The sequence below is a fragment of the Desmonostoc muscorum LEGE 12446 genome (genome assembly GCF_015207005.2).
GTDB lineage: Bacteria > Cyanobacteriota > Cyanobacteriia > Cyanobacteriales > Nostocaceae > Nostoc > Nostoc muscorum.
Genome location: NZ_JADEXS020000001.1, coordinates 7,244,320 through 7,270,180, shown reverse-complemented (window position 1 = coordinate 7,270,180; position 25,861 = coordinate 7,244,320). Strand labels below are relative to the sequence as shown.

Sequence of the window (25,861 nt, the reverse complement as noted above, 5' to 3'; positions counted from 1 at the left end):
GGGCATGGGGCATGGGGCATTGGTTATTCTTTCTCCCCCTGCCTCCCCTGCTCCCCCTGCTCCCCCTGCTCTCTTACCTCCCCCATCTCCCTCACTGATTACTAACTATCGACTGTTGATTATCATCTTCTGGAGTTACTGATTCAGCTGTCAGCCGTGGATTAAGTGTATGAAGAAGACCAGCAGATGCACCTACTAATAATAAAATATAGGTCAGAACAAGAGGTATGTATGTATTTCGTTTTTTATCTAAATTCTTATGAGCATTTTTAGAGTTTTGGCGGACAACATTGGTTATCAACATGTGTGATAAAGCATTTCCATCTAGCCCTAAGGCATCTCCATAACGACGGATGAATCCTTGAAGAAAAATAGGCTCAGGCAATTCTTCAAATCGCTCTTGTTCTAATGCTTGCAAAACGCCCAATCGAATCATTGTTTGAGCGGCGATTTCTTCGATGCGTATGGATTTTTGTTGTCTTACTTGTCGCAAGTGTGTGCTGATTTCCTTTAGTTGCTCTAGTTGAGCTTCATTTAAGGGTGTCACAGTCTTCTCCTGTATGGGCTAGCTAATTCTACTTTCATAGAGAAGACTGAAACATGCATACGTAAATTTACTGAATATTTGATTTTCAGATAAATTTTTTTCATTATGGCTTAATCCAGGATTTTAAAATGCTAAAGCATCTCATACTAAGTATTTTTTCTGTTATGATAAATACTTTATAAAGCAAAATTTTGGGTATAATGACAAGCAAAAACCTGCAATTTATAATACCAGTAATTACGCGATCGCTCCTCTGGGCTGGGATAATTGCAGCATTTGTCTACTTTGCCATCTGTCTATTTCTTTTTATTAGCCAAACTCGGTTTATTTTCTTTCCCTCTGTTGTGATTGAAAAGACACCAGAGTTTTTTAATCTCCCTTACGAAGAGGTTTGGTTACCTGTAGCTGTTAAAACAGGCAAGGTAGAACACATTCATGGTTGGTGGATAAAAGCTAAACAACCTAATGCCAAGGTGTTGCTATACCTGCATGGTAACGGTATTAATATTGGTGCAAATATAGGTCATGCAAATCGATTTTATCAGTTAGGATTTTCAGTATTGCTAATTGATTATCGGGGTTATGGTCGCAGTGAAGGTTCTTTTCCCAATGAAAAGCGGGTTTATGAGGATGCAGCCACAGCTTGGAATTACTTAGTACAGCAACAAGAGATTTCACCCAGGCAAATTTTTATTTATGGTCATTCATTGGGGGGTGCCATCGCCATCGATTTGGCAGTGAAACACTCACAAGCCGCTGGTTTAATTGTGGAAAGTTCTTTTACTTCTGTCCGTGATTTGATCGCTTATCGAAACATGTTTTGGATGTTTCCTGTGGATTTAATCTTGACACAGCAGTTTGAATCGATTAAAAAATTGCCAAACTTAAAAATGCCCGTTTTATTCATTCATGGCGTTGACGATTTCGTTGTACCTTCTTTCATGAGCCAAAAACTTTATGCTGCTGCTCCCGAACCGAAGCAACTATTGTTAATTCCAGCAGCAGAGCATAATAATACCGCACTAGTTGCCGGTTCACAATATTTGCAATGGGTAGAGTCTTTTGTTGAGCAAGTCTTGACAATCGAGAAATCATAACTTCTAATACAATTTTAGATTTTGGATTAAGGTTGATATAAATACCTTGGTAGGGTAGCACAGCTGTGCTACCCTACGGTAAATCCATATAATTACAAGCAATTAACCGGACTTAATACCACTTATTATTCAGATTCTGAATTCTGTTAGCGCAGCGGGGCGTAGCCCATTCTGACTTCTGAATTCTGCTCCATTATGGCAATTTATAGCTAGCAATACGCAGATTTAACTTACCTTGGCGGGGGTTTTGGCTGAATATAAATGCGCCTTCTTCTCTTTCACCACTAGATAAAAAGTCAATTTGTTGTTCTCCTGATTCTGCAACTTTGCCATCAATTAGTAACTCAGCCATAATTTGAACTGACTCGGCTGTGTCTCCTCCGGTGTTGACGACTTCAAAGGCTACATAAAATTGTCCATCAATTTCCCGAATTGTTTCTTTTTTGGCGACAGAAATAATAGGAGGTTGATTTTTTTCGTTTAGCCAAGTGTAGCCCACCAAACTCACAATGATGGCTAAGATAAACGAGGCGATACTGAATGTCACCCACTCAGCAAGGGAACGCTTTGGTTGTTGTTCTGTTTTAGTCATATCGCTAACCTACCAGCTGCACCGCCAATAGTTGCAGGTAAACCTAACATTAAGGTGTGATCTAACCACATTGTCCAAGGGTCGCTAAAAGTCAACTTTTGAAAAAACCACAGCATAAAAGCGCCTGCTAGTAGTGACACTAGGTAAGACATGATCGTTTCGCTAGATGGCCGTTGGAAAATTCCTTTTTGTTGTCTTCGCTTTCGCTGGTCAGAAAAGCCTGCCTGAAATACAATGCCATAAGAAATTAGCAAAGATGCGGCGATGATTGCCAATTCCCAAAGTGGTGAAGCTGCGGCTGCTAACATGGTAATTTCATCTGTTGGAGCGATGTTAAATGCAATGACGATCGCACCAATTAAAGTTGCACCTATATCTGCTAAAGTGGCGTCTATTTCACTCTCGTTTTTGTTAGCTGCATCATATGTTTGCCCGTCCCCATTGCCGTTTCTAGTATCTCCCAAAAACTGGTTGGCTAATGCTACACCGAGAGTGAAAGGTACACTTTCAAAGATTATTTTACCTAAAGATTCCTTGAGGGAAGTTTCTGGCGTTAATTCTCGTAATAGTAGCAGGATAAACGCAGAGCAAGCTATGCCGATCGCCATTGCTTCTATGGTATCCATTGCAGCTTGACGAGCTTGCCAGTTATATCTGCGTTTGCGAAAACCTTCTGTTTGATTGAGGAAGAAAACTACAATAAACATCAGTGCGATCGCCATCATCATCATTTGTGGTTTGGCAAGCGATCCAATCCACCAAACCTCCATTGTATACAGCAAAGGTATACCAAATAAAAAACCTCCGCAAGCACCCCGAATGATGTCATTAATCTCACTTCTCCAGACATTTTTCTGACGTTTTGTTGCCACTCCTTGACTTTCCTTTTCATAATTACAATTTGTAAAGCGATCGCTACATATAAATAAATTGGTGAGCAACACATAAATTTGCTGTAGGGGCGTACAGCTGTACGCCCCTACTATCTGCTGATTGCATTATGACTTCTTCTTCAAAATATATAAATTTTACTTATAATACTTTCATATTTTACACTACATGCTGCTATGCCATTCCACATCTATCTGAAGATACTATAACTTATGTAATTTTTCTCTCCCCTGATGGAGGTAAAAAACAATACATCACTAATAAATTTAGTAATAGGTTAACCAACTACAAGACAAGCCGGAGATAAAACCATGAGTGCCGAAAAAAGAATCGAAGCTACTGCAAAAAATATTGAAGGAAAAATTCAAGAGGTTGTGGGTGAATTAACAGGTAATCCCCAAGATAAAGCTGAAGGACAAGCCAAGCAAGCCCAAGCCCAAGGTATTCACGTTGTAGAAAACATCAAAGATGAAATCAAGAAAGCTTTAAGCTAGTTTAGCTTGTGCAATGTAAATCGTAAGTAATTTTAATGATGGTTCATTACTCATAGTCTAACATTAACTACTCCACTTACTAAAACTTAGTGGAGTTTTTGTATTGGGGAAAAATCTGCTAACAACTTACCTCTAACCATAATTTTTCTAGCAATTCGATTCAACTAATAACTGGTACGTCCAGCTACTAAATTCCATATAAATATAGCGATAATTGCACCAATGACGGCAACAATTATACCAGGTATGCTGAGAGATGCGGCAGCTAATTGAAATCTACCCGTCTCTAAAAGAGTAACTAAAATTCCGCCAAGTACAGCACCTACGATACCCAATACCATAGTTGCAACGATTCCACCACCTTGACGACCGGGATAAATAGCTTTTGCTATGGCACCAGCAATTAAACCCAGAATTATCCAAGCAATAATGTTCAGCATAATTTAATCCATCAGAAAAGATAATAACTAGCTTAGAAATTACAATATTGTTTTCCTTCTACCGTAGGATATAGGTATTAAATTTGTGAGATTGTAGTTTTGTGCCAATGTGATTACACTTTCTGACCAAGAAATTCCAAAATTTCCTATTAAGATGGGAAAATATAAAAAAATCATAGGGAAGAATCAATCGTCATGACTGTTATCATTATCAAATGGACGATTGACGCTGGTATTTTGAGCGATCGCCAAGTTGAACTACTTGTAATGATTTTCATTTGAATGGGTACTGGGTGGGGTAGCACAGTTGTGCTACTCTACGAATTGCCTGTACTCCACGCAATTACAAACTGCTATAAAAAAGAAATCATCGAAATGTCGCTAGAATGTCAACGCTATATTGATTTAGAATTCAGAATTCTGTATTCTTCTTCAAATTTTTTGGAGATATTCAGGTGGCACATTATCCACTAACCACACACCGTTATCAGAACAATAAAAGATGTAACCAGCCTGATGCATTGCGGCAGCATCTACAATAAAAACTACTGGTTTCCCATGTCTTGCTCCCACGTTCTGGGCTGTGGCAATATCCCTCGATAAATGAACGTGGTGACGCGACATTTTGCAAAGTCCTGTTTCTAGAATTGACTTTACAGATTTGTGTCCCGTACCGTGATAAAGCTGATCTGGAGGAACAACAGGTTCCAATTGTAAATCAATTTCTACACTATGTCCTTGATTAGCACGAATCAGAGTACCTGTAGAGTCAAAAGAAAAGCGTTGTTTATCGCTAGATTCTACTACTAACTCTAATTCCTGACGGCTAATTGGAAACTTGTTTTTAGCACAAGCTGTAAGTAGTTGATCAACAGCAACCCAACCACCGGGAGCAAGTTCAATTCCAATTGCATCTGGTGTGTGTCGCAGATATTTGCTGAGATATTTGCTGATTTTGATGAGCCGAGAATCACTCATTTGATTGGGTTGAAATTTTATACTACATTTATAGATAAAATATAATACATGAGAAATTTGATTGCTAGTTTTAATTTGTGTGAATTGATAGAATTTATTTGAGCATCAGGACTAATGCTACTACAATCATCGCCATGAGTGTCAGTTTACCACCAGGAATGAGTGGTTGATTGATGCTATTAGAGTTTTTTTGTTCTTGACGTTGCTTCCAAGTCATTAACGCCGGGATGATTCCACCTAGAACTGAGATGCTGAATGTTCCTGTGTAATCTAGGGCAGTAAAAAAGATGCTGGGATTGAGTGTACCGAGAGTCATCGGAGGGAAAAGAACCAGCGAATAGAGGGGTAGGCGACTAGAAATATCGCCCTGTGTAATGAGAAAAATATCTTTGAACAAATCCAATAATCCGTATACAAATCCAATGAATGATGTAACGATCGCAAACTCTGAAAAAACTGATACTAGCACTCCTAACCATTCTCCCGCACCACCGGCTCGTAAAATTTGTAGTGGATCAAAAACAGTTTTGCCGCCAGATGTGCTGTGTACCATATCAGGACTGACGCTTGCCAAAATTACAGCATTCCACGCCAAGAACATGATTAGGGGAATCAAGGAACCAATCAAGATGGACTGACGAATTTTGCGGACATCTCCTTCAAGTTGCGTCACAACCACCGGTACTATGTTTTGAAAAAACATTGCTACACACATAACTGAAATTGCGCTACCAAGGGCACTCCAGTTCTGAATTAAGAGTTGGCTACTCTTAACTTGTCCTCCTGCTAGCAATAAGAGTCCCAAGAAGGAAACAATGACAATTGCCACAAAGGCGGTGTTTAATTTCTCAATAAACTTTTCTCGCCCAAGATACATCACACCGCCAAAGATCAGCGTGAAAGTCGTTGTACCCACCCACGTAGGTAATGAGTTGTGTACATTCCAGAGTTTGGCGATCGCAGTTCCTAAAATCTCTCCACCTTGGGTGATGTATGCTACCAACAGAGCGTAGTGCATGAATAAATATGCACCGCTAGCAACTAGCGCTCCCACCTTCCCCAGGTTCTTTTCAACAATTCCCAACAGACCTATACTCGGACGCCCTTCTAAACGCATGGTGTTTAAAGTCACCTCTGCAATCAACAAACCTGAAACTAAAGCGTACAGCCAAACTGCAATCAACCCAAATGTCGATGGTAAAATTCCTGATGGGAGGGTGACCGCTGGTAGGGCGAGAATCCCAGCCCCAACCGTGGTTCCCGCAATCATTGCTGTACTACCTAATACACTACCTGGTTGATGATTGAGTTTATTTCCATCAAATTGCACGTGAGAAAACAACCGAGTTACTTGCTCTGAATCCTTGAGAACAGGCTTCATGAGGGTCATATTGAGTAATTGCACCTAAATTAAGGAGAGAATGTTAATATATGTAAATAATTTTAGCAAAAACCCCTAATTTACTATTTTTTGGGCAAATTTTTCAGCAAGAGACGCGATAAATGAGACGCGATAAATCGCCGTCTCTACAAGACGCGACCAATTGAATTTCATCAATACCGAGAAAACAATTTACCAACTTGCGCCAAATCTACGTTTCCACCGCTGATGATGATACCAATCTTTGCTTGTGGTGCTGTTACCACAGCTTCGAGTAAGGCGGCGGCGGCGAGTACTCCGGTGGGTTCGACTACGATTTTCAAGCGTTCCCACATGAAAAACATGGTGCGAACAATCGCTTCTTCAGATACGGTTACCATATCATCGACGTAATGCAGCACTAGGGGGAAAGTAATTTCACCAAGGCTAGGAGTCCGGGCACCGTCTGCTATGGTATTGGGATTTTTGACGGTTTGCAGGGTTTTGCTGTGAAAGGAACGGGTGGCATCGTCGGCAAGTGTTGGTTCTGTGCCGATTACTTTACAATCAGGTAGAAGTGCTTTGGTGGCGATCGCACTACCGGACAGTAATCCACCACCACCACAACAAACTAACAGCAAGTCCAATTCACCAACTTCTTGAATCAGTTCTAAAGCTGCTGTACCTTGTCCTGCGACTACATGGGGATGATCGTATGGCGGAATAAGTGTCAGATGGCGATCGCTTCCTAAATTTTGGGCTAATTCTTCCCGGTTTGTTGTCTGACGATTGTACAAAATTACCTCTGCACCATAACTGCGAGTGGCAGTTTGTTTGACAGCCGGTGCATCATCAGGCATGACAATGGTGGTGGGAATATTGAGTAATTGTCCAGCTAAGGCGATCGCTTGGGCATGATTTCCCGATGAATAAGCGATAACACCTGTTTGTTTTTGTGCTACTGATAGTTGCGTTAAGGCGTTGTATGCACCTCGAAATTTAAATGAACCGGTGCGTTGAAAATTTTCGCACTTAAAAAATACTTGGCTATTAGTGCGATCGTTAACAATTCTAGAAGTCAGCACGGGTGTACGGTGGGCAATTCCCAAAAGTCGCCCTTGTGCTGCTTGGACATCAGTTATTGTAACTAAGTTATGCTTCAGCATCGATGGCAGTATTAAAGATTGTTGCTCTTTATTGTCAGACGAACGAGTAATTATGCCAATCGCCCACTGGTTGGTAACCAATTTCCTGATATATATGATTGGATGTTGGGTTTGCCAAATCTGTGAATAAAAAACAGAATCGATTTCCTCGATCTAATAAAGTCTGACTCAAAGCTGCAACAGAAGCGCTGGCGTAGCCTCTACGGCGATGTTCAGGCGGTGTGTACACCATACCAACCCGCGCACCATTGGGCGTGGTTCCACCATGACAAGCTATTGAAACTGCTACTTCGTCCTGCCAAAGGTAAGCAGTACCTTGGCGTAAAACTCCTTGAACCCAGCGTTCTGCATCTAATTCAATCTCGCCCAAAGCTTCTAGAGAAAAGGCTTCATGCCAATTCTTCAAAAGTTCTCGGTCATCCTCTGTGGCTAGACGTAAATAACCTGTGACTTGAGAAATTGGCTTTACCTTTTCTAATTTAAAGGTACGCAAAGCTACTTTCAACTGATAGGATTGACCAGTCAGCGAATGCCACGCCAGAGTAAAAGCTTGCGCCTCATCTGTGGGAGCATTTACTCCTGGTAGTGATGGGTAGGAGATAGATAAATCTTGAGCAAGTAACTCCACTGCTTGGAAATCTTTAATCTCGGAGAGTAGCAATGGTCTAGGTGGTGTTCTCATGGCTACAGCCACAATATCTCCATTTACCTCCACTGTTGACAAATAAGGCTTTTCCTCAAAGCGTTCGGGATTTTCAATTAAGGTATGGCTAATTCCCAACAGTAAGTTATGCATTGCTTCCTGATTTAGCAAGTAGTCTTTCACTCTGGCATAAAATTCAGTAGCATTTTGAAATCGATAGACTTTCATTCTAGTTCCCTCAGCTTTCACTACCAATAGTTGTGCTGCTCATTTGTTCTCGCAAAACCGCAACTTGAGAAAGCATAATTTTCTCCATTGCCCCAGTTTCTAAGGTTACCATCCAACGAATCATCGATGATAGAAATAGTTCTTTAAGATACGCAAAAGAAAAGTCATCTGTCAATTTAACTATATGATTTATAGCTTCATCAGACAACTGCATTGCAGTTTTTAATTTCTGGTTCCACAAAGTTATGTAAGCTTGTCTCGCTAGGATATCGGGCAATTCAAAGTGATATTTGCGGTCAAAGCGGCTGGGGCGATCGCTAATTGCTGAATCTAAACGTTCTGGATGATTTGTAGTTGCAATGGTGATAATTCCTTCGTTCAAGGCGAAGCCATCCAATTCATTTAAAAAGAAAGAGCGATTTTCTTCACTCAAGAGAGAATCGATATCTTCTAGTACCAAAATACAAGGTGCTGATTGCCTAGCTTGTTTGAATACTTGCCGAATATTTTCGCTATCAGTCTGATACTCAGACTTGAAGCTTTTCACGTATAAGCAAGGTTGTTGCATTTGATTAATCAATGCTTTTACTGTGTGGGTTTTGCCATTTCCCGGTGAACCAATGAACAAAATACCCCGCTTCCAAGGTACACCATAAGCTGCGTAGGTTTCGCGGGATGCAAAGAATGTATTCAGGTCATCTTGAATATCTTGCTTGAGATTACCCTGCAAAATCAAATTATTAAAAGTAGCACCTTTAATGGATTGAAATAAGTCTTGATTTTTGTCCCAATAACCATCTTCAAAGACTAAAACCTCGTCACGAATTTCGGAATTCCAATCACAAACTGCAACAAAAAATTCTTCAGCTATTTCTTTGCTCTCAGCTAAAATCCAGTAATATCGATTTTTACAATAACCTTCCTGCCAACTCATTAAGAGGATATCAAGTTTTTGCCCTTGCCATGTAACTTCAAAACTGGCATTTTCGGTATAATTGTAAATTTCTTGCTCCATCCCATCCCAGCTAGTAATTATCTGGTTGTGGATAAAGATATTCTGTTGAAGAGTACAGAGGTTTACCTTGGCATACTTCTCTAAATTAAATGTCGAATCGTTTCCCTCTACCAGTCCTTTATGGGGATAAATTGCTGCTAATTCCTGACTGATGTGGTAGGCGATGGCATTATTCGGTAGACTGAGTGCTTCTGTAATCAATTGTTGAATTTTCACAGTTATTTTTTCGCTGATACGTTATGGTCTTGAATCTTCACATTGAAGTTTAGCTACAAGACATCTCGGATTAATTCCAGATAAATAAAGCAGAATTCAGGAGTCAGAATTCAGAATATAACCCACATCTAAAAAAGTCGAAACGTTGGTTTCTGTTACCTGTTCCCTTTGAATGGTTGATAGTTACACAAATAATTGCGTAAACTCATACATTAAATCCACCCTGCCTTTACGCAACATGGCTGGATCTAATCTTTCAGTAGTGTTGCAAGTCATTAAGACAACTAAGCGTTGCTGCATTTGAATACCAGAGTCATCAATTACACTCTGATACAAAGTGCCATCTAACAAACTCAGAATGTGTTCGGTTTTGTTATTGTATTGCGCTACTTCAGATGCACGATTTTGGGCTAAATTATCAGCTTCGTTAATTACGATACAAATTCGCTCTAAGTAAGTTGGTGGGACAAAGTTGGCGATCGCATCATGATCTAAAATGAAAATGACAAAACCTAAAGGTATAAGAATTTCTTTTGCTACTGCTTGTGTCCAAGCTGTTTTACCAGTCCCCGGTTCTCCATGTACAACAACTGCTAACTGATTTTGATTGAGAATTGCTTGCTGTACAGAATCAGTAAAGTTTTGGATATCTGCTGGAAATGTGCGAATGGGAAATTGACTGTGAACTTTGCCGACACGACTTTGATATCCACTCAGCATGACTGCTAAGTCGTAAGTTGCTTTGTTAATTAATGGCGCTAAATTTCTCGCCATTAAAGTATATTGTCGTCGCCCGCGATCGTAAGGATCAATTTGCAACCAAACGTCATATTGAGACCAGTACGCATAAACAGTATTGATTACATCTAACCTTTCCCAGCTAAAAAACTTTTCTACAGGAAAGTAAAAATCTCTTTCTGAATAATATTGGGTAATAATATCAGGACGAGCCAACAAATGTAAAACTCTTAGTATAGTAATTTCTTGCAATCGGTTGAGAACGTAATCAATGGGAATACTGCTGCGACTGACAAATTGGACGATGGGCGTTTCGCTACTCAAAACATCTTTGTAGCGATGATCTGGTGATTGAGGATCTGGTGTAATATAATTCCAAAATTTTTCAATTTCGTAACGCGTATTATCCGATACAACACTTAATAAATTTGCCCACCAAGCATAATTATTTCGCCCCAAAATATCAGCGACATTACTCGCTAAATTCAAGCTTTTTTGAGTTAATTCCCGTGAATCATGAGATAATAAATGCCAGAAAAAGCCCAAGTCTAATTCTCGGTGAAACGGCCGCCAACCGCTAGCAAGTAAGCTTTGACGAGTATTATTCGCAGGAGTGCCATCATTGCTTCTATAATAGTCAAAATCCATATTTATCTAGTTATATAGCGTTATCGAGTTACTTGGTGCTGAACTAGGAGATTTTGAAAAATTTCTCTCGTAATATCAACTAATTGCGTACAAATGTTAAGTTTATTTTCACTGTGCTGTACTGGCTAGCAAGTCTTCTTAATCTAACTCATCTTTTATGTATTACACTATAATACATAATGAATGTCTGTGTCAAATTAATTTACCAAGCAATTGGTATTTGAAGACGCGATAAACCCAAGACGCGATAAATCGCGTCTCTACATGAGGGTTTTGGGTTTATCTGAAATGTATTGGTATATGGGTAGCACAGATGTGCCACGCTACGAGGATCTACAGCAGATTTCAAGAAGCGTGAAGTACACCATCTGGGACTGGTAGCTAGGCACAGAAGCTATACTAATTCAGAATTCTGCTGTATGTTAATCTGTGGTTAATTATTTTTTCCTTAGCTTATCGGTGCGGGAGCCAGTATAATCAAGTTGAGTATTTGCCATTAATTTCTATGTAACCTTCTGAAAGATCGCAACCCCACACAGTTGCAGAAGTTTCCCCAATATTAAGACTAACATGAATATCTACTTTGTCTTTGGACATAATTTGCCGTAATTGTTCCAGATTTTCCTCGGTTAAACTATCAGGATAAACTTTCACATTGTCAAATCTAATAACAACTTTTTCTGGATTTATTTGTTGTTCATTTTCACATTTGCCTATAGCCATAGCGACTCGTCCCCAGTTTGGATCTGCTCCATAGACGGCGGTTTTTACTAATGGTGAATTGACAATTGCTTTAGCTACTTTTTTAGCTTGTGCATAGTTAATAGCGGAATCTACAGTTACCTGAATAATCTTAGTAGCGCCTTCTGCATCTCTGGCAATTTTCAGGACTAATTCATGTGCAACTTCTTGCAATGCATTAGCAAAATCTGCTTCTGGAACTTCACCTGCTAAACCATTTGCTAAAATTACGGCGGAGTCACTAGTAGAAGTGTCAGTGTCTACACTCAGGCAATTAAATGTTTTATCGATAGTAGAACGAAAAATAGAACGTAGGCTGTTTGCTTCAATAGCAGCATCAGTAAAAAAGAAAGTTAGGAGGGTAGCCATATTCGGCTCAATCATACCGACACCTTTGGCAATTCCCACCAGCTTGGCATTTCCGATTTGCCGTGTAGCTAGTTTCGCTACTGTATCGGTGGTCATAATACCACGGGCTGCGGCATGAAAATCAGCAGCAGTCAATTTTTTCCCCAATCCTAATAAACCGGCGCGGATTTTTTCAATGGGGTAACGTCTACCAATTACACCTGTAGAAGCTATCACAATATTATGTGCAGCAATTCCAGTTTCAGTTGCAACTAATTGCAAAACCTCTTGGGCATCAGCGATACCAACAGAACCATTAGCGACATTTGCATTCTTAGATATAACGACAATTGCTTGTGCTTGTGAATCTTTTAAGTTATCGCGGCTAATAGTAACACTCGGTCCGGCGAAAAGACTTTGAGTAAAAACTCCATCAGCTACACAAGGAACTTCTGATTTAATCAAGACAAAATCATCTGTTGTATCTCGGATTCCCAAGTTAGTAATAAATGCGCTAAATCCTTGAGGTGTGGAAGATGTAGTTAATGACATTAAATACCTAACTTTCTTATTCTGATTCCTGAATTCTGAATTCTGAATTCTTCCTTCTAATTATCTCAGTTTTTGGAACTAATAGAAGCTGACAAACTATAAATCATGTAACGTCAGGGTGAATGTCGTCCATCCATTGTTGCTTTCTACTTGAATCTTTCCTTGCAGTTGTTCGATTAATTTCTGTACTATAGGTAGACCTAATCCTGAACCACCTTGATTCCAGATGTCTGCATGAGGGAGGCGATAGAATTTCTCAAAGATTCGCGGTAATTCTGTTGCCGGAATTTCTGCTGAATTACTAATACTAATAATAGTATTTGGGGGTGTTTCTGAAGAATTGTGAAGTACACTGAGCAGAATTTCACCACCCGCAGGTGTGTATTTACAGGCATTATTGAGCAATTCTACTAAGATTCGTTCTAAGCTAGTGCTGTCTGAGGAAAGTGGCGGCAGATCTGCTCTTAGATTTATCTGTAAAGTTTGCTGATGTTCTTGAATACGGGTTTGAAATGGCTCAATCACCCAAGGTAGCCACTGTTGTAAGAACAACGCATCAGGTGTAATTATTGAGTAGGATGAGCTTTCTAGGCGTTGTAAGTCTAGTAAATCGTTGATGAGTTCTAGCTCGCGATCGCACTCACCGTCCATCAATTCTAGATAATGCTGAGTTTCCTCAGTACCAGTAGAAGTTTGTAACATTTGAATCATTACCTTGATATTGCTCAGAGGCGATCGCAATTCATGAGAAACTAAGCTCAAGAAGTCATTTTTGAGTTCATTTATCTCCTCTAATTGGCTTACAAGTTGCTCTTGCTCGATTTGCTTTTGACGTGCTTCAATGGCTCGTTTGCGCTCAGTAATATCCCGAAATATCAACACAGCACCCGTAATTTTATCTTTGTCATCTTTAATTGGTGCAACACTATCATCAATCGGTATTTCTGCGCCGTCTTTAGCAATCAAAATAGTTTCTGCTGGTAGATTTACAATAGTACCATCTTGAAGAACTTTGATAATCGGATTTTCAAGAGGGTGATGAGTTTCTGCATTGGCAATATTAAATACTTCTGATGAATTTCTGCCACAAGCTTCTTCCTGTTTCCATCCGGTCAGATTTTCAGCCACAGGATTCATAAAAGTGATCAATTCTTGCAGGTCGCTAGCAATCACACCATCGCTGATACTTTTTAAAAGTGCATCCAGCCATTTTTTATTTGCTTTTAATTGCTTTTCTAGACCATGTTTCACCAAAGTTATCTCAATATTAGTTTGTAATTCCTTTTCTTTAAAAGGTTTGAGTAGATAGCCGAACGGTTCAGTTATCTTGGCTCGTTCTAATGTTTTATCATCTGCATAAGCGGTCAAATAAATTATGGGAATATCCAAGCGTTTATAGATTTCTTGAGCAGCTTCTATCCCGTCAATTTTACCTTTGAGTCTAATATCCATTAGCACCAAATCTGGCAAAATTTCCATTGCTTTATTAATAGCTTCTTCCCCAGAAGAAGCTATGGCAGGAACCGTATAACCAAATTTGTTTAGTCGATACTGTAAATCCTTGGCAACAATAGCTTCATCTTCTACAACTAATATTCTGGCATTTGTCATAATTGAGGTTTTTTATTTATATTTACATAAATGGAAATATCAACTGACATTTTACTCCACTGTCGCCTTTTATAATGATACTTCCTGCTAATTGAGAAGTGAGAGCATCTACTAATTGTAAACCTAATGAGCCTATTTTTTTGAAATCAAAATTTGAAGGTAAACCAATACCATCATCACTAACTCTCAGGATCAAATTATTGTCATGACTTTGATAAAGTTCAATATAAATTGAACCATTTCTACCTTGAGGAAATGCATATTTTAAAGAATTGGATACAAGCTCATGGATAATTAAGCTACAAGGAATCGCTGTATCCAAGCCTAGTGAAACATCCTCATCAATATTTATTCGGGCGGTGATGGCATCTTCATTGACTTCGTATGTAGTAAATAAACTCGCTACTAAATCTCGAGTATATTCACCAAAATTAATCCTCGCTAAATCTTGAGATTGATACAATTTTTCGTGAATCAGAGCTATTGATGCAATTCGCTGCTGGCTTTGTTGGAATATTACTAAATCGTCTTTGTCTTTGATATACGCAGATTGCAAATTTAGCAAACTAGAAATCACCTGTAAATTGTTTTTGACACGATGGTAAATTTCTTTTAATAATACCTCTTTTTCTAAGAGTGATGCTTTGATTTGTTCTTGTGAATGCTTGCGATCGCTAATATCTTCAATCGCAGAAATAAAATACTTTGGCTCTGTGCTAGATTCACGCATTAAAGCTACCGTGAGGTTAACCCAAACTATGGAAGTATCTTTGCGGAAATAGCGCTTTTCTGTTGAGAAAGTTTGAATCCGATCTGCTAGAATCTCGTTAACGTATTTCAGGTCAGTTTCAAGATCGTCTGGGTGGGTAATATCTTGGAAAGTTAACAACTGTAGCTCTTGGAGCGTGTAACCGAGAATATCACAAAGCCTCTGGTTAACTAACAACCATCTTCCATCTATTGCTACATGAGCAATGCCAACAGCAGCTCGATCAAATGTAGCCCGGAATCGCTGTTCGCTTTCCCGCAATGCTGCTTCCATTCGTTGGCGCTGAGTAATTTCTGCTTGTAGTGATTGATTAATTCTTGTTAATTCTGCTGTCCGTTCGTCAACGATGCTTTCTAATTGGTTAAGTAGACTACTGAGTGCTTCCTCTGCTTGCTTGCGCTCAGTGATATCCGTGTGTGAGCCTGTCATCCGCACTACGTTACCGTTTTCATCCCACAGTCCTTGACCTCGATTTAAAATCCATTTGTAGCTGCCATCTTTACATAAAACTCGATGCTCGGTAATGTAAAAAGGTGTTTTCCTCGCAAAGTGATCTTGAACTGCTTGTGTTACCCAATGGAGATCTTCAGGATGCACTCGTGTCAACATTTCATCTAAATGGTTAGAAATTTCGTGGTCTTGGTAACCGAGCATTTCCTTCCAACGAATCGAAAAGAAAACTTCATTAGTTTTAACATTCCAATCCCAAATTCCATCATTATTGCCACGTAAAGCTAATTGCCAACGTTGTTCACTTTCTCTTAAAATTTCCTCAGTTCGTTTGCGCTCAGCAATTTCGTTTGCAAGTTGGCTGTTAGCCCCCTCAAGTTGGGCAGGACTCGGTAAAGCTAATGCCTGGGGTATTAATGGCACAAGTTCTAACGCCGTAACTACGGAGACAAAAGCGGTGATAGCTTTGATGAAGCCCGATAGCCAATAGGTAGGATACCAAAGCGTCCACACATCCATTAAATGGGTTGTGCCACAAGCAACAATAAATGTGCTAAACATCAGGAACATCCAGCCAAAAGGCACATCTCGCCGTTTGCGAACAAAATAAACTAGCATGACTGGAATTGAATAATAAGCAAGTCCAGTTAGTACATCTGAAAGCAGATGCAACCATACCAATCCTGGTTTCCAGAGGTAGCAATGTCCGTGGGGAATAAACTGGTTAGTAGAGAAAAAATTATTTAAAAATTCCACGATCAAAACCCATACACAGCACAAGTCTTCATCGAAGCCAGAGCGCGAAAAAAGAGGTTTTCTACCTGGCTTCATAAACGCCAAGACGCCTAGAGTGTGGCTTCTCACATTCTAGAAGAGAAGAGGTTCGGCGTTTGTCAGAGTTTTGCTGTACTATAAAGCACAAGCTGTAGGCTAGGTTTGAGTGCGGCTGGACATTGGCGAGGGCTTATACATTCTCGAATTGTCATACTTTGTGAGATTTTTAACCTGATAATTTAAGATTGATTGAGATTAAAATACCGCGATCGCTTTGGTTATCGTTACCGTAGATATTCTGAAATCAACTATTTCATTAAAATTTTCAGCTATGACCATTGGGTTAAAGACCGATTGATTCAACTTGGTACTATTCGTTGTGGCGCACCAGTACTGACTTTACGTTTAATTGAGATCAAAGTTGGTAAAACTAGCTATTCTGATATTACTTCTGTCCTCGAAGAAAGTGATCTTACCTCCCTACGTCGTTCCTGATTTATATTGAGTAAGGGTTTGAGCTTGCTATTGATTAATAGCTTGTAATGCCCCCAAATCAATGGGTTTCAAGCTGAATAACAAGGAATACGAAGTTTATCTAGATATTAGTAGGCTGAGTATACGAACTTTATCTATCGACTATGAAGGGTTGATTTAGGAAGCTATAGACATGAAGAACACTTCGCAACCATCCTAACAGACCCTACAAAGGAGAAATACAAATGTCATACGTTGATTTTTATGGAACTACAGGTAATGATGTAATGTTTTTAGTGCCGGATGAAGTCGGAAAGATTCAACGGTACTATGGGCAGGAAGGCGATGATACTTTTTATGCAACAACTGGACATGGAGGAGACACAGTTAATGGTGGCGATGGGATTGACACATTAATAGTGGATTACTCCGCTAATAACTACCAAGGAGTGTATGAATCTGGCATTAAGATGTACGACTATGGGAGCCAATTTCAGATACATGCATGGCGAACCCCAGATCCCAGTGGTGCATACGCCGATTCAGTTCACTTTACCAATATTGAAAAACTTCAGATTACGGGCACTTTCGCAAATGACTTTCTCTTCGGTCTAAATTATGACGATAAAATCTATGGCAATGCAGGCAATGACACTATTGATGGTCGCAGTGGCAACAACTTCCTAGATGGTGGCAATGGCAATGATACAATCACCGCAGGCAATAATTATGGCAATGGCAATGATACTATTTATGGCGGCGATGGTGATGATCTCATAAAAGCAGATTGGCTAGGTGTAACCGGTGCTGGAAACGATCAAGTTTATGCTGGTAGCGGCAATGACACTATTATTGCAGGTGGAGGTATTGATGTAATTGATGGTGGATCTGGGATTGATGTCGTCAAAGGAATTGATCTCTCTGCTGCTACCACTGGGCTTGTATTCAACGACTTAGGTGTCACTCAGACAGAGGTTAGCTTATCTAATGGAGCCAAACTTGTTGATGTTGAATATGTAGACGAACTTATTATCGGTAGTGGTGACGACACTATCACCTACACATCTAGTCGGAACCAAATAATTAAAACAGGTGCAGGAAACGACACAGTTACAGCTGGGATTGGATATGACGTAGTAGACGGTGGTACTGGTATCGATGTATTAAAAGTAGACTATTCTGCCAATACTTACACTGGATCAAACGCTGGTCTTTTTTTAGATGTAAATACAGCCACTTACTCTGGCTCATTATATGCACGCAACAGTAGTTCAACTTCCGATCAAGTGGTTTACTCAAACATTGAGCGGTTTGATATCAAGGGTACTAACGCAGCTGACTTGATCCGAACTGGTAACTTTAACGATCAAATAGCTGGTAATAGTGGTAATGATTCTATTAATAGTTACGGTGGGGATGATTTATTGGATGGCGGCGAAGGCAATGATACTATCCTGGGTGGTGTCGGTAAAGACTCCATTACTGGGTCTAGTGGCAATGATTTATTAGTAGGTCAAGATGGCAACGACCTGTTAATAGGTGGTACTGGTGCAGATCGTTTTGGTTTCGGGTTCAATGCAGCTTTTAATACTCAATGGTTAGGAGTAGATACTATTGAAGATTTTGAGTCTGGTACTGACAAAATTGCTCTAAACCCTATGACTTTTGGATTGGCTAGTGGACCTTTATCTGAGCAAATGTTTGCCACTGTTGTCAATGATGGAGACGCAGCTAAAAGTAGTGCTTTGATTGTTTATAACAGCATAACAGGTGGATTGTTCTATAACCAAAACGGAGCTACAGATGGCTTGGGAACAGGTGCCCAGTTTGCGAATCTGAATAATCTATCTACTCTTACAGCCGCAGACTTCGTAGTACAGTACTTTTAACCTGCTGCCCCACAGAATCAAGACTTAAGCGCGGTTAAATATCTCTGAAAGCCAGTGTACAAGCTGGATTTATCGCCTTTACTGCACACACTTGACAAAAATGCAATTACCTCAACCTCTCACCGATGGTGAGAAACAAGATCCCCGACTTCTGCTAAAAGTCGGGGATCTGGGGCTTGTAAAGATCGCAAATAGAGATCGATAGAATTAGGAACGCGACATGATAATGATTCCAATCAAAATTATTCCTAGTCCAACGTATTGGTTGAGACCAAGGCGTTCTCCAAAAAACCAACTTCCAGTAATGGCAATCAAGCCAAATCCCAACCCAGCGAAGACAGGGTAAGCCGTTGAAACTGGCAATTTATCTAATGCTTTGCCAAATAGCACTACATTTATGCTGTAGAAAACCAGTCCGCTGATAAACCAAGGGGACAATAGCAATGATACTAAACCAGGGTCGGGGGCTTCAAGGCGCGATCGCTTCAATAGCAGATTTCCAATGCAAGTATTAATGCTAGCAGCGAAGACGAAACTCCATGTGCTCCAACTAAAGTTCATATTCATACAAGTTTGATTAAGAAAATTGCTTGACAAGCCGTAATAAACTCTCTTTTTAAGCGCTTGTCGAGTTGTAATAGCGATCGCTTCTTTTATAGAATTGGAGATGGTATGGGTTTATCCATTGGAAGAGCGATCGCCACTTTTTTCTCCCCACTCCCTATTTCCTAGTCTCTATTTTCAACACAGGTCTATTTATTCTTCGGAATAATCCAGAAAAATGGATTTCCCCACATACGAGTGGTAATGGCAATATACAGTCCCATTAATTGAATACCCCACAAATGTAAATTCCATAAACTGGGCAGTTGGGCTTTCTGGTCAATTTTACGAAGTACAATCGGGTTCCAGCCAAGTTGCCCATCAACCAAATGTAATCCCTGCTTGGTAAACAGATCCAACCTGCCACTATACTTCTGATTTGACTTCAGATGTGTCAAATGATTCTCATTAACTAAATAGAACGGGGCATGGATAATAGCTCTTCCTCCAAATCGCAAATAGCCATAAATTTCAGCCACAAAAGAGGGTGGATTGGAAACGTGTTCCAGCACATCTAAGCACAAAACCACATCATAAGCTTCTTTAGAAATTGCCTCAATATCATTAACAATATATACTGGCAAACCAGAGTCTTCAAAGAGTCGACGAGCAAATGTTTCGGTATAGCCTGGTACATCATAATAAGTAACATTATGTCCTGCCTGAGCCAAATAAAGAGTATCAATGCCCAACCCATCTCCTAAACAGAGAATATCCAAACCAGAACTCTCTTCGCGGCTCAAATACTTCCCGATCCAATCACGCATTTGTAGCTTAATATGATTACGGTTCCACGCCACCAAATTGTACAAAAATGCATCTGTATTATTGTAAAACTCGCTCATTTCTTCACTCCAGACATGGGGTAACAAACCCTGGTCATGAAATTCACGGATTTGTTTACTACCAAGGCGAATTTCTTCTTCTTCTAGATTATGGCGAACAATTTCAACAGATTCATTAGTAATTTCAGCAATCAAATTAATAATCCTGTTGTTATCATCAAGTGGTTCAACAAGAGGAGAAGGAAGATTTACACGCGGGGAAGTAAAAAATATCATATTTTTCTTTTCCTGAAATTGGAGAATTGTTAGTATGAACTATGGATGAAATTAATTCGGCTTATTGTTAATATTTAATACTCAACAACATCATAATTTAATCATCAAATTCATTTATTTCTATACACAAATATCTTATTTGAATAAGATATTTTATTGCAACTGATATGCATCGTTTTTATAATCAAGGTGGATCTGATTTTGGTTTATCTATTGCAAGAGCGATCGCCACCACATACAGCAGATTTCAAGTTAGTAAGGTACACAAGCTTAGTCTGTTATCCAGGTATAAAGCGTGTTTTACTCCTGAATTCTGTATCCTGAATTCTGCTGTATAAGGCTAGAAGTTACGAAGGAATTTAAATACTGCCGGAAATTTCTTCATCTACCTGAAAGCAAATTCTTAACAGGACTTAACTCTTTTTGTGACGTATTCCATAATGATCAATTGGCACATTTATATGATCTGTGGCAAAAATTTTCGCATTTACACGCCTGCGGTTAAGCTTAACTATGTCCAAGCAATGATAAACTCTATCTACAAATTCTGGGCAAAATTGGCCAATAGCAAACATTAGTTTAGTCATATTTGCTGTTAGCGAATTTTGATTAACAATTATCTCTGCTTTGTTTTGTTTAATAGCTCTAATTACTGCATTTGCTACATCTATTGGTGTAGATGTACCTGCTAACCAAGGAGCAGATACGCGACTATTAACAGTCATACCAGTTTCAGAGATATATCCTGGACAGATTACCGAGATATTAGTATCAGTAGCAGCTAGTTCTTGTCGCATAGCATCAGTCCACATAATCAAACCAGCTTTACTAGCAGAATAAATGCTGTTGTAAGGGACTCCCTTTTTACCAGCTAGAGAAGCAATATTAACAATGTGACCAGTACGCCGTTCCAACATACTTGGCAGAAACAAACGGGTTAATTCAACAGCAGCGAGTAGATTAATTGTCAATATTGACTGGAGATCCTCTAGAGAATAATCAACAAAATCTCGGTAAATTTCTATGCCAGCATTATTAATTATAATATCTACTGGTCCAGCAAGTTTATTAATTTGCTGTTTGAGATTTGATAATTCTGTCACGTTTTTAATATCAAAGGGAATACTTATCCCTTTTCCACCCAAAGCTTTGATTTGAGCACATGTTGTATCTAGTCCTGACTTAAAACGAGAAACGCAAAGCACAGTTGCTTGCTCTCTAGCTAGAGCGCGAGCAATATATACTCCTAAACCGCGTGATGCACCTGTCAAAAGTACTGTTTTAGCTGCTAAAGTTGTCATGATAAACACCTTAAACCTTATCCTGTTGCTGTCAAATTATTTCAGAAATTTAAGCTCTACATAATAGTTGGTTTAGAAGTTATTTGCTATCTATTTTTGGAGAATTTTATGCTCTCTTGACACAATTTGATAATTTAAATCAAATAAACTAAGACTCTACGTCATATTTCCCACTGAATTTGGAATTTTTACCAAAAAGCTTTTGCTTCACTGCCTTGTAATATATCAGGTTTCTTTTTACTACAAGTTTTTATTGTTTGATAATTATAAAACGCATTAATTATCAATTTAAGCTGATAAATTTTTGAAGAAATACTGCTCTTTCTACTAGCTATTAACAATTTCAAAAACTTAGTTGGATTAGTCAACGTAAACCAAGGAAAACCGTCATTTACAAACATTTTCATATTATGTTCTCCATAAAGTAATTTTAATCCCTGAACAGAAGCTAACCATCTATATATTTGTTCTATCCAAGCTTTTTTTTGTGGCTGTTCTATTGTCATATCCGTTATACTAGGAGTTCTGTTCGTAGAAATCACATCTAAAAATATGTCACCTATAAAGCCTGCATACTTAGCTAAGATAGTGAGTTGAGTATCTTCAGTTCTGACACCTGGATAATTTCTAGAAATCACTACTAACAAGCTAACTATCACATCAGTTTTACCAAATGTGCCTCCTCCCCATTTACACTGAAAGCCGCTAAATCTACCATGAACGATATCTATAAACCATTGGATAGGAGGCAGTTGTTCACTAAAATCAGGCAGTAAAACTTCAATTCCATTTACCATTGCTTTTTGGTAAACAGCGAACTTATTCCTTGTACCTAAAATATCGATTTGAGGATGATTTTGCAGTTGACTTACCATAAATTTTAAGCCATTGGACTCTAGATCTATATCTGAATAATTATGCGCCACTAAAAACTGAGATTCAGCATCAAAAGTCATCAAAATAGTCGGTGGTATCCATCCATGTTCGATACTTTTAAGCAGTAATGAAGCATAAATATCTCCCAGAACTCGAATTTTGCCTGCTGAGTGTTGCCCCGGTTTTTGATGGACAACAAATATTCTATGTTTGTATTGGTGAGGGTGAATATTAGTTAAACAATATGGTTTGCCTTGGCACATCAAATTGTCAAATATTGGTGCTGGAATATTGTTTGCTAACTTTTCCTCAGTATATAGATGAATGATTTGGACATTTGGCAGCAAAATAAAACTCTCTATAACAGCCGGACATTCAAAGCCATTATTTAAACCAATGACTATATCAGCCGCCATCCCTATTTTCGAGATTTGTTTAATGATTTTAGGGATAGTATAAGGTAAATAATTTTCGGCTCCTTTAGTAGTTGCAACTATTCCTAATATTCGGGTGCTATCGAAAGTATTATTAGTTGTAGTCTGAATCCAGGTTCTATAATACAGAACAGATTTTACATCTGCGTTTAAAGTTCTGTTTTGTTTTTCTCGTAATGTAATTTTTTCCTCTCCTAAAAATTTGCTGGACTGCTCAGATGTTTTGAAGAAATTATTCAAAAACATTAATTTGCTCCTTTCCAATATTCAAATGTTCAGTTTTAACTTGCCGTATTCCAGTTTGATAATTCGATCTGCTAGGTAAAAATATTGGTCGTCGTGACTAATAAGCAGTACAGTTTTTCCTCTACTTTTTAGCTGTGGGATTGAGTGTAAAAAATTTCCTTGAATATAGAATCTTGATCTGATGCCCATTCATCAAACATATAGATAGGACGATCTTCAAGGTAGGCAGTAAGCAGAGCAAGGCGCTTGCGTTGTCCTTGAGAAAGCACTCATCAGGTTCATAATATGATTAATTAACAACGCACAGCATTTGGTTTGATCGATGTTGTTTAGTCATGGTCTAATACTTACCATCCATATATGCTGAATAATTTCACATTTAGTATTGAAAATGTTTAAATCAACTGCGACGACTGAATAACTTTTTAGTATGAGCAATACAAATTAAAGTTTTACTGAGTCGAAAATCAGCTATCAGGTTGGAGACATCTGAAAACAGAAGTTTCCTTCAGCTAGTGTCTGTTAACAATCATATTACTGCTGTCAAGACGGTGTTTAAATTGCTTAATTAACCCATCTAGTTTTGATTTATAAGGATATTATCTCAGGGAGATACTCAATTGCAACTCATATGCAACTCATCATATAGAGATTTTAAAAATGGGGATAAATCTGTAAACAAAACCCCGACTTCTTTGAGAAATCGGGGTTTTGTGACTTTTAATTCTCACAATTCATATAGAATTGTTATTACTAATCCTATAGGTTGTTGCGTAATTTTAAATTCTGCATTCTTCTATCTTAGATTTCAGAGAAGTAAAATGTTTTCCACCTAGTTCAATTTGTCCCTGTGTACACCCATCTTTCAATCTTTGAACTAAATATTCTAAATCATGAGCTATAAAATTTGCGCCATGATCTGGTTCTATCAAACTAACTAAAGATATGTTGCTTGCTTGTTGATTAGCTAAGCTAGAAATACCTAGAAAATTGAATACCCCAGATTCATAAGTTCCACAAGGTACAGAAGGATTATCTACTCCAACGCAGTATTCATTTGCTTGAAACCAATCGAATGCTGGATAGCCGTGGAAATGAACAATTGGCGCACCATTTTTGATTAATTCTGGTGTATATAAAGCAGCAGAAAGACTGATGGCAAGCATGACATAGATATCATAAGAAGGTTTCATGTCTACTAGCTCCGAACGAATGACTTTAGGTAGTTGGAGATATAGTTTTTCTTTCAAACCAATTCTGATAACATCGTCAGCGATATTCAAATCTGTTTTGTTTGAACCTGACCGAGAACTTACAAGCCAAATATCTGGTATTTGTCTAAATACATATTCTTCTGCTTTTTTGATTTTGACATAACGTCTTCCCTTGTCATTTTGACGAATTTCATTATTATTAAATCCTTTAATAGGTAATAGATTTTCCCAATCATTTTTGCTTATTTGTGGTTCCCCAAAATATTGTGGTGGTTCAGCATAAGCGACAAAACCATAAGAAACTCCCGTCCTACCATTTATAATAATACTGACTATATCTCTATGGGACTTTCTTTTAATAACTTGATCCAGCTTAAAACCAGGAGGAAATAAACCCGTTGATGCTAACTCTTGACCTAATTTGACTAATTTTGCAGCATAGATAGATTCTTGAGGATTATACTGCTCTACTTCAAATCTACTTAGTAAAAGTGGAGCAATTGGTACAAATACTTTAGGAATTAGTGATTTTAAAACAAAATTACTAATCTCATTTCTTGTAAAAATAGAATCTGACAGATTCATATTTAATATGGAAATTTTGTCTGATGATACTCCAATGACAATTTCGGAGAATGTTCTAATTAAAGTATTTAAACCAATATTTATCTTTTGTTTATATGGAATGACAGGATTGATAAAATCATGGTCTATCTTCGTAATTACAATTACTTGTGTTTTGCTAGGATTATCAACATATTTAGCTGCATAATCCTCAGCCCAACTGCTCAATCTAGCTATTTTTATTACAGGAAGTTTTCGCTCATTTAAGATTAAGCTAGAATAAATTTGGTAGACAAATTCTGCTACAATGATGCCCAATCTCCTGATGAAAGAAGGAGGTATTTCTACATCAATAATTGCATTGACTTCTGATTTAACTCCCTTAAATTTAAAATTTTTCTTTTTGTTAATTATTGGCAGCATCAGGTCATAATTAAATTCTGCGATCGCTTCCTCCCAAGATAATATTTTGACACCATAATCTCTCAGTTTCTCTTTTAGTTCTTGGCGAAAGTTGAGAATTTCTTGATTATTGTAACTACTAGGTAAAGGTTTAAATGTAACTATTAGCTTTTGAGCCATAATTTTAGGATCAATAATTGGTGGCTTATACTCCACAGATAATTGCTCAGCAAATCCACCAATTAAACGACCTATAGTTTGTAGATTTAATCCCTGGCTTAAAGGGACAGACTCTAAATCTTTAGCTACGTCTATATCGTGCAGAAATGCCACAATTTCTGATTTATAAGCAACTATTTTTTCCTGAATTTCTGACGTAATTACTCCTTTTGGTGAGCGAATCTTTAATTTTTCGTTATCATCAACCCACAAATGAACACCCTGTTTTATCAGGTTTTCTACAAGTTCTGATACGTTCATAGTTTCATAATCTCCTAAT

General features: G+C 38.4%; 23 protein-coding genes and 3 pseudogenes. 5 read left to right on the top strand and 21 right to left on the bottom strand.

Translation table 11 applies throughout. The annotated features are described in order from the left end of the window. Positions 1-91: 91 nt before the first annotated feature. Complete coding sequence (locus IQ276_RS29930) at positions 92-547, bottom strand: helix-turn-helix domain-containing protein (protein WP_235116091.1); 456 nt, start codon at positions 545-547, stop codon at positions 92-94. A 200-nt stretch (positions 548-747) separates the two neighbouring features. Between IQ276_RS29930 and IQ276_RS29925 the strand changes: the two genes are divergently transcribed. Next, positions 748-1,644, top strand: a complete 897-nt coding sequence (locus IQ276_RS29925) for an alpha/beta hydrolase (protein WP_193916870.1) — start codon at positions 748-750, stop codon at positions 1,642-1,644. 193 nt (positions 1,645-1,837) lie between these two features. On the opposite strand, the gene IQ276_RS29920 is transcribed toward IQ276_RS29925, so the two are convergent. Next, positions 1,838-2,236 carry a TIGR02588 family protein gene (locus IQ276_RS29920; RefSeq protein WP_193916868.1) on the bottom strand — a complete coding sequence of 133 codons (399 nt, stop codon included), beginning with the start codon at positions 2,234-2,236 and terminating at the stop codon, positions 1,838-1,840. Then, positions 2,233-3,108, bottom strand: a complete 876-nt coding sequence (locus IQ276_RS29915; protein ID WP_193916876.1) for a TIGR02587 family membrane protein — start codon at positions 3,106-3,108, stop codon at positions 2,233-2,235. The genes IQ276_RS29920 and IQ276_RS29915 overlap by 4 nt, the downstream gene beginning before the upstream one ends. Positions 3,109-3,438: 330 nt before the next feature. Between IQ276_RS29915 and IQ276_RS29910 the strand changes: the two genes are divergently transcribed. Beyond that, positions 3,439-3,621 carry a CsbD family protein gene (locus tag IQ276_RS29910; RefSeq protein ID WP_190880139.1) on the top strand — a complete coding sequence of 61 codons (183 nt, stop codon included), beginning with the start codon at positions 3,439-3,441 and terminating at the stop codon, positions 3,619-3,621. Positions 3,622-3,785: 164 nt separating this feature from the next. Here IQ276_RS29910 and IQ276_RS29905 read toward each other — a convergent pair whose 3' ends face one another. The 12 genes and pseudogenes from IQ276_RS29905 to IQ276_RS41075 all read right to left on the bottom strand — a co-directional run. After that, positions 3,786-4,058, bottom strand: coding sequence for a GlsB/YeaQ/YmgE family stress response membrane protein (locus IQ276_RS29905; RefSeq protein ID WP_190880172.1), 273 nt, complete (start codon positions 4,056-4,058; stop codon positions 3,786-3,788). Positions 4,059-4,493: 435 nt separating this feature from the next. Next, positions 4,494-5,039 carry an RNA 2'-phosphotransferase gene (locus IQ276_RS29900; RefSeq protein WP_190880138.1) on the bottom strand — a complete coding sequence of 182 codons (546 nt, stop codon included), beginning with the start codon at positions 5,037-5,039 and terminating at the stop codon, positions 4,494-4,496. Positions 5,040-5,133: 94 nt separating this feature from the next. Next, complete coding sequence (locus tag IQ276_RS29895; RefSeq protein WP_190880170.1) at positions 5,134-6,420, bottom strand: amino acid permease; 1,287 nt, start codon at positions 6,418-6,420, stop codon at positions 5,134-5,136. A gap of 173 nt (positions 6,421-6,593) precedes the next feature. Then, positions 6,594-7,565: a threo-3-hydroxy-L-aspartate ammonia-lyase gene (locus tag IQ276_RS29890; RefSeq protein WP_193916874.1), complete on the bottom strand. Its 972-nt coding sequence runs from the start codon at positions 7,563-7,565 to the stop codon at positions 6,594-6,596. A gap of 34 nt (positions 7,566-7,599) precedes the next feature. Further along, positions 7,600-8,436, bottom strand: coding sequence for a GNAT family N-acetyltransferase (locus tag IQ276_RS29885; protein WP_193916866.1), 837 nt, complete (start codon positions 8,434-8,436; stop codon positions 7,600-7,602). A 10-nt stretch (positions 8,437-8,446) separates the two neighbouring features. Then, positions 8,447-9,667 carry an AAA family ATPase gene (locus IQ276_RS29880; RefSeq protein ID WP_193916864.1) on the bottom strand — a complete coding sequence of 407 codons (1,221 nt, stop codon included), beginning with the start codon at positions 9,665-9,667 and terminating at the stop codon, positions 8,447-8,449. A 183-nt stretch (positions 9,668-9,850) separates the two neighbouring features. Further along, complete coding sequence (locus tag IQ276_RS29875) at positions 9,851-11,053, bottom strand: AAA family ATPase (protein WP_190880135.1); 1,203 nt, start codon at positions 11,051-11,053, stop codon at positions 9,851-9,853. Between the two features lie 477 nt (positions 11,054-11,530). Next, on the bottom strand, positions 11,531-12,694 hold the full coding sequence (argJ, locus tag IQ276_RS29870) for a bifunctional glutamate N-acetyltransferase/amino-acid acetyltransferase ArgJ (protein WP_193916862.1): 1,164 nt from the start codon (positions 12,692-12,694) through the stop codon (positions 11,531-11,533). Positions 12,695-12,790: 96 nt separating this feature from the next. Beyond that, positions 12,791-14,305, bottom strand: coding sequence for a hybrid sensor histidine kinase/response regulator (locus IQ276_RS29865; protein ID WP_193916860.1), 1,515 nt, complete (start codon positions 14,303-14,305; stop codon positions 12,791-12,793). 22 nt (positions 14,306-14,327) lie between these two features. Then, complete coding sequence (locus tag IQ276_RS41310) at positions 14,328-14,912, bottom strand: sensor histidine kinase (RefSeq protein ID WP_444880230.1); 585 nt, start codon at positions 14,910-14,912, stop codon at positions 14,328-14,330. A gap of 54 nt (positions 14,913-14,966) precedes the next feature. Next, positions 14,967-15,320, bottom strand: a pseudogene (locus IQ276_RS41305) (PAS domain S-box protein); the annotation flags it as partial. Between the two features lie 129 nt (positions 15,321-15,449). Continuing rightward, positions 15,450-16,283: pseudogene (locus IQ276_RS41075) on the bottom strand (PAS domain-containing protein); the annotation flags it as partial. A 264-nt stretch (positions 16,284-16,547) separates the two neighbouring features. On the opposite strand from IQ276_RS41075, the gene IQ276_RS29855 reads away from it, so the two are divergent. Both IQ276_RS29855 and IQ276_RS29850 read left to right on the top strand, forming a co-directional pair. Beyond that, positions 16,548-16,793 (top strand): hypothetical protein, encoded by a 246-nt coding sequence (locus IQ276_RS29855; RefSeq protein ID WP_193924142.1) that lies wholly within the window; start codon positions 16,548-16,550, stop codon positions 16,791-16,793. A gap of 224 nt (positions 16,794-17,017) precedes the next feature. Continuing rightward, the gene (locus IQ276_RS29850; protein WP_190880127.1) at positions 17,018-18,661 is read left to right on the top strand and encodes a calcium-binding protein; all 1,644 of its coding nucleotides are present in this window, start codon (positions 17,018-17,020) and stop codon (positions 18,659-18,661) included. A gap of 207 nt (positions 18,662-18,868) precedes the next feature. On the opposite strand, the gene IQ276_RS29845 is transcribed toward IQ276_RS29850, so the two are convergent. Together IQ276_RS29845 and IQ276_RS29840 are read right to left on the bottom strand one after the other, a co-directional pair. Beyond that, entirely contained in the window at positions 18,869-19,222 is a 354-nt protein-coding gene (locus tag IQ276_RS29845) for a DMT family transporter (protein WP_193923681.1), read from the bottom strand. 191 nt (positions 19,223-19,413) lie between these two features. After that, complete coding sequence (locus tag IQ276_RS29840; protein ID WP_193923692.1) at positions 19,414-20,325, bottom strand: class I SAM-dependent methyltransferase; 912 nt, start codon at positions 20,323-20,325, stop codon at positions 19,414-19,416. Positions 20,326-20,492: 167 nt separating this feature from the next. Here IQ276_RS29840 and IQ276_RS29835 point away from each other — a divergent pair, with 167 nt between their 5' ends. Then, positions 20,493-20,663 carry a hypothetical protein gene (locus tag IQ276_RS29835; RefSeq protein ID WP_235116089.1) on the top strand — a complete coding sequence of 57 codons (171 nt, stop codon included), beginning with the start codon at positions 20,493-20,495 and terminating at the stop codon, positions 20,661-20,663. A gap of 75 nt (positions 20,664-20,738) precedes the next feature. Here IQ276_RS29835 and IQ276_RS29830 read toward each other — a convergent pair whose 3' ends face one another. The 4 genes and pseudogenes from IQ276_RS29830 to IQ276_RS29815 all read right to left on the bottom strand — a co-directional run bounded on the left by IQ276_RS29830 (position 20,739) and on the right by IQ276_RS29815 (position 25,842). Next, positions 20,739-21,626, bottom strand: coding sequence for an SDR family NAD(P)-dependent oxidoreductase (locus IQ276_RS29830; RefSeq protein ID WP_193923694.1), 888 nt, complete (start codon positions 21,624-21,626; stop codon positions 20,739-20,741). 188 nt (positions 21,627-21,814) lie between these two features. Further along, positions 21,815-23,182 carry a hypothetical protein gene (locus IQ276_RS29825; RefSeq protein ID WP_235116088.1) on the bottom strand — a complete coding sequence of 456 codons (1,368 nt, stop codon included), beginning with the start codon at positions 23,180-23,182 and terminating at the stop codon, positions 21,815-21,817. A 21-nt stretch (positions 23,183-23,203) separates the two neighbouring features. Beyond that, positions 23,204-23,448 (bottom strand): annotated as a pseudogene (locus IQ276_RS29820) (cyclic peptide export ABC transporter); the annotation flags it as partial. 513 nt (positions 23,449-23,961) lie between these two features. Beyond that, entirely contained in the window at positions 23,962-25,842 is a 1,881-nt protein-coding gene (locus IQ276_RS29815; protein WP_193916693.1) for a TubC N-terminal docking domain-related protein, read from the bottom strand. Positions 25,843-25,861 lie beyond the last annotated feature (19 nt).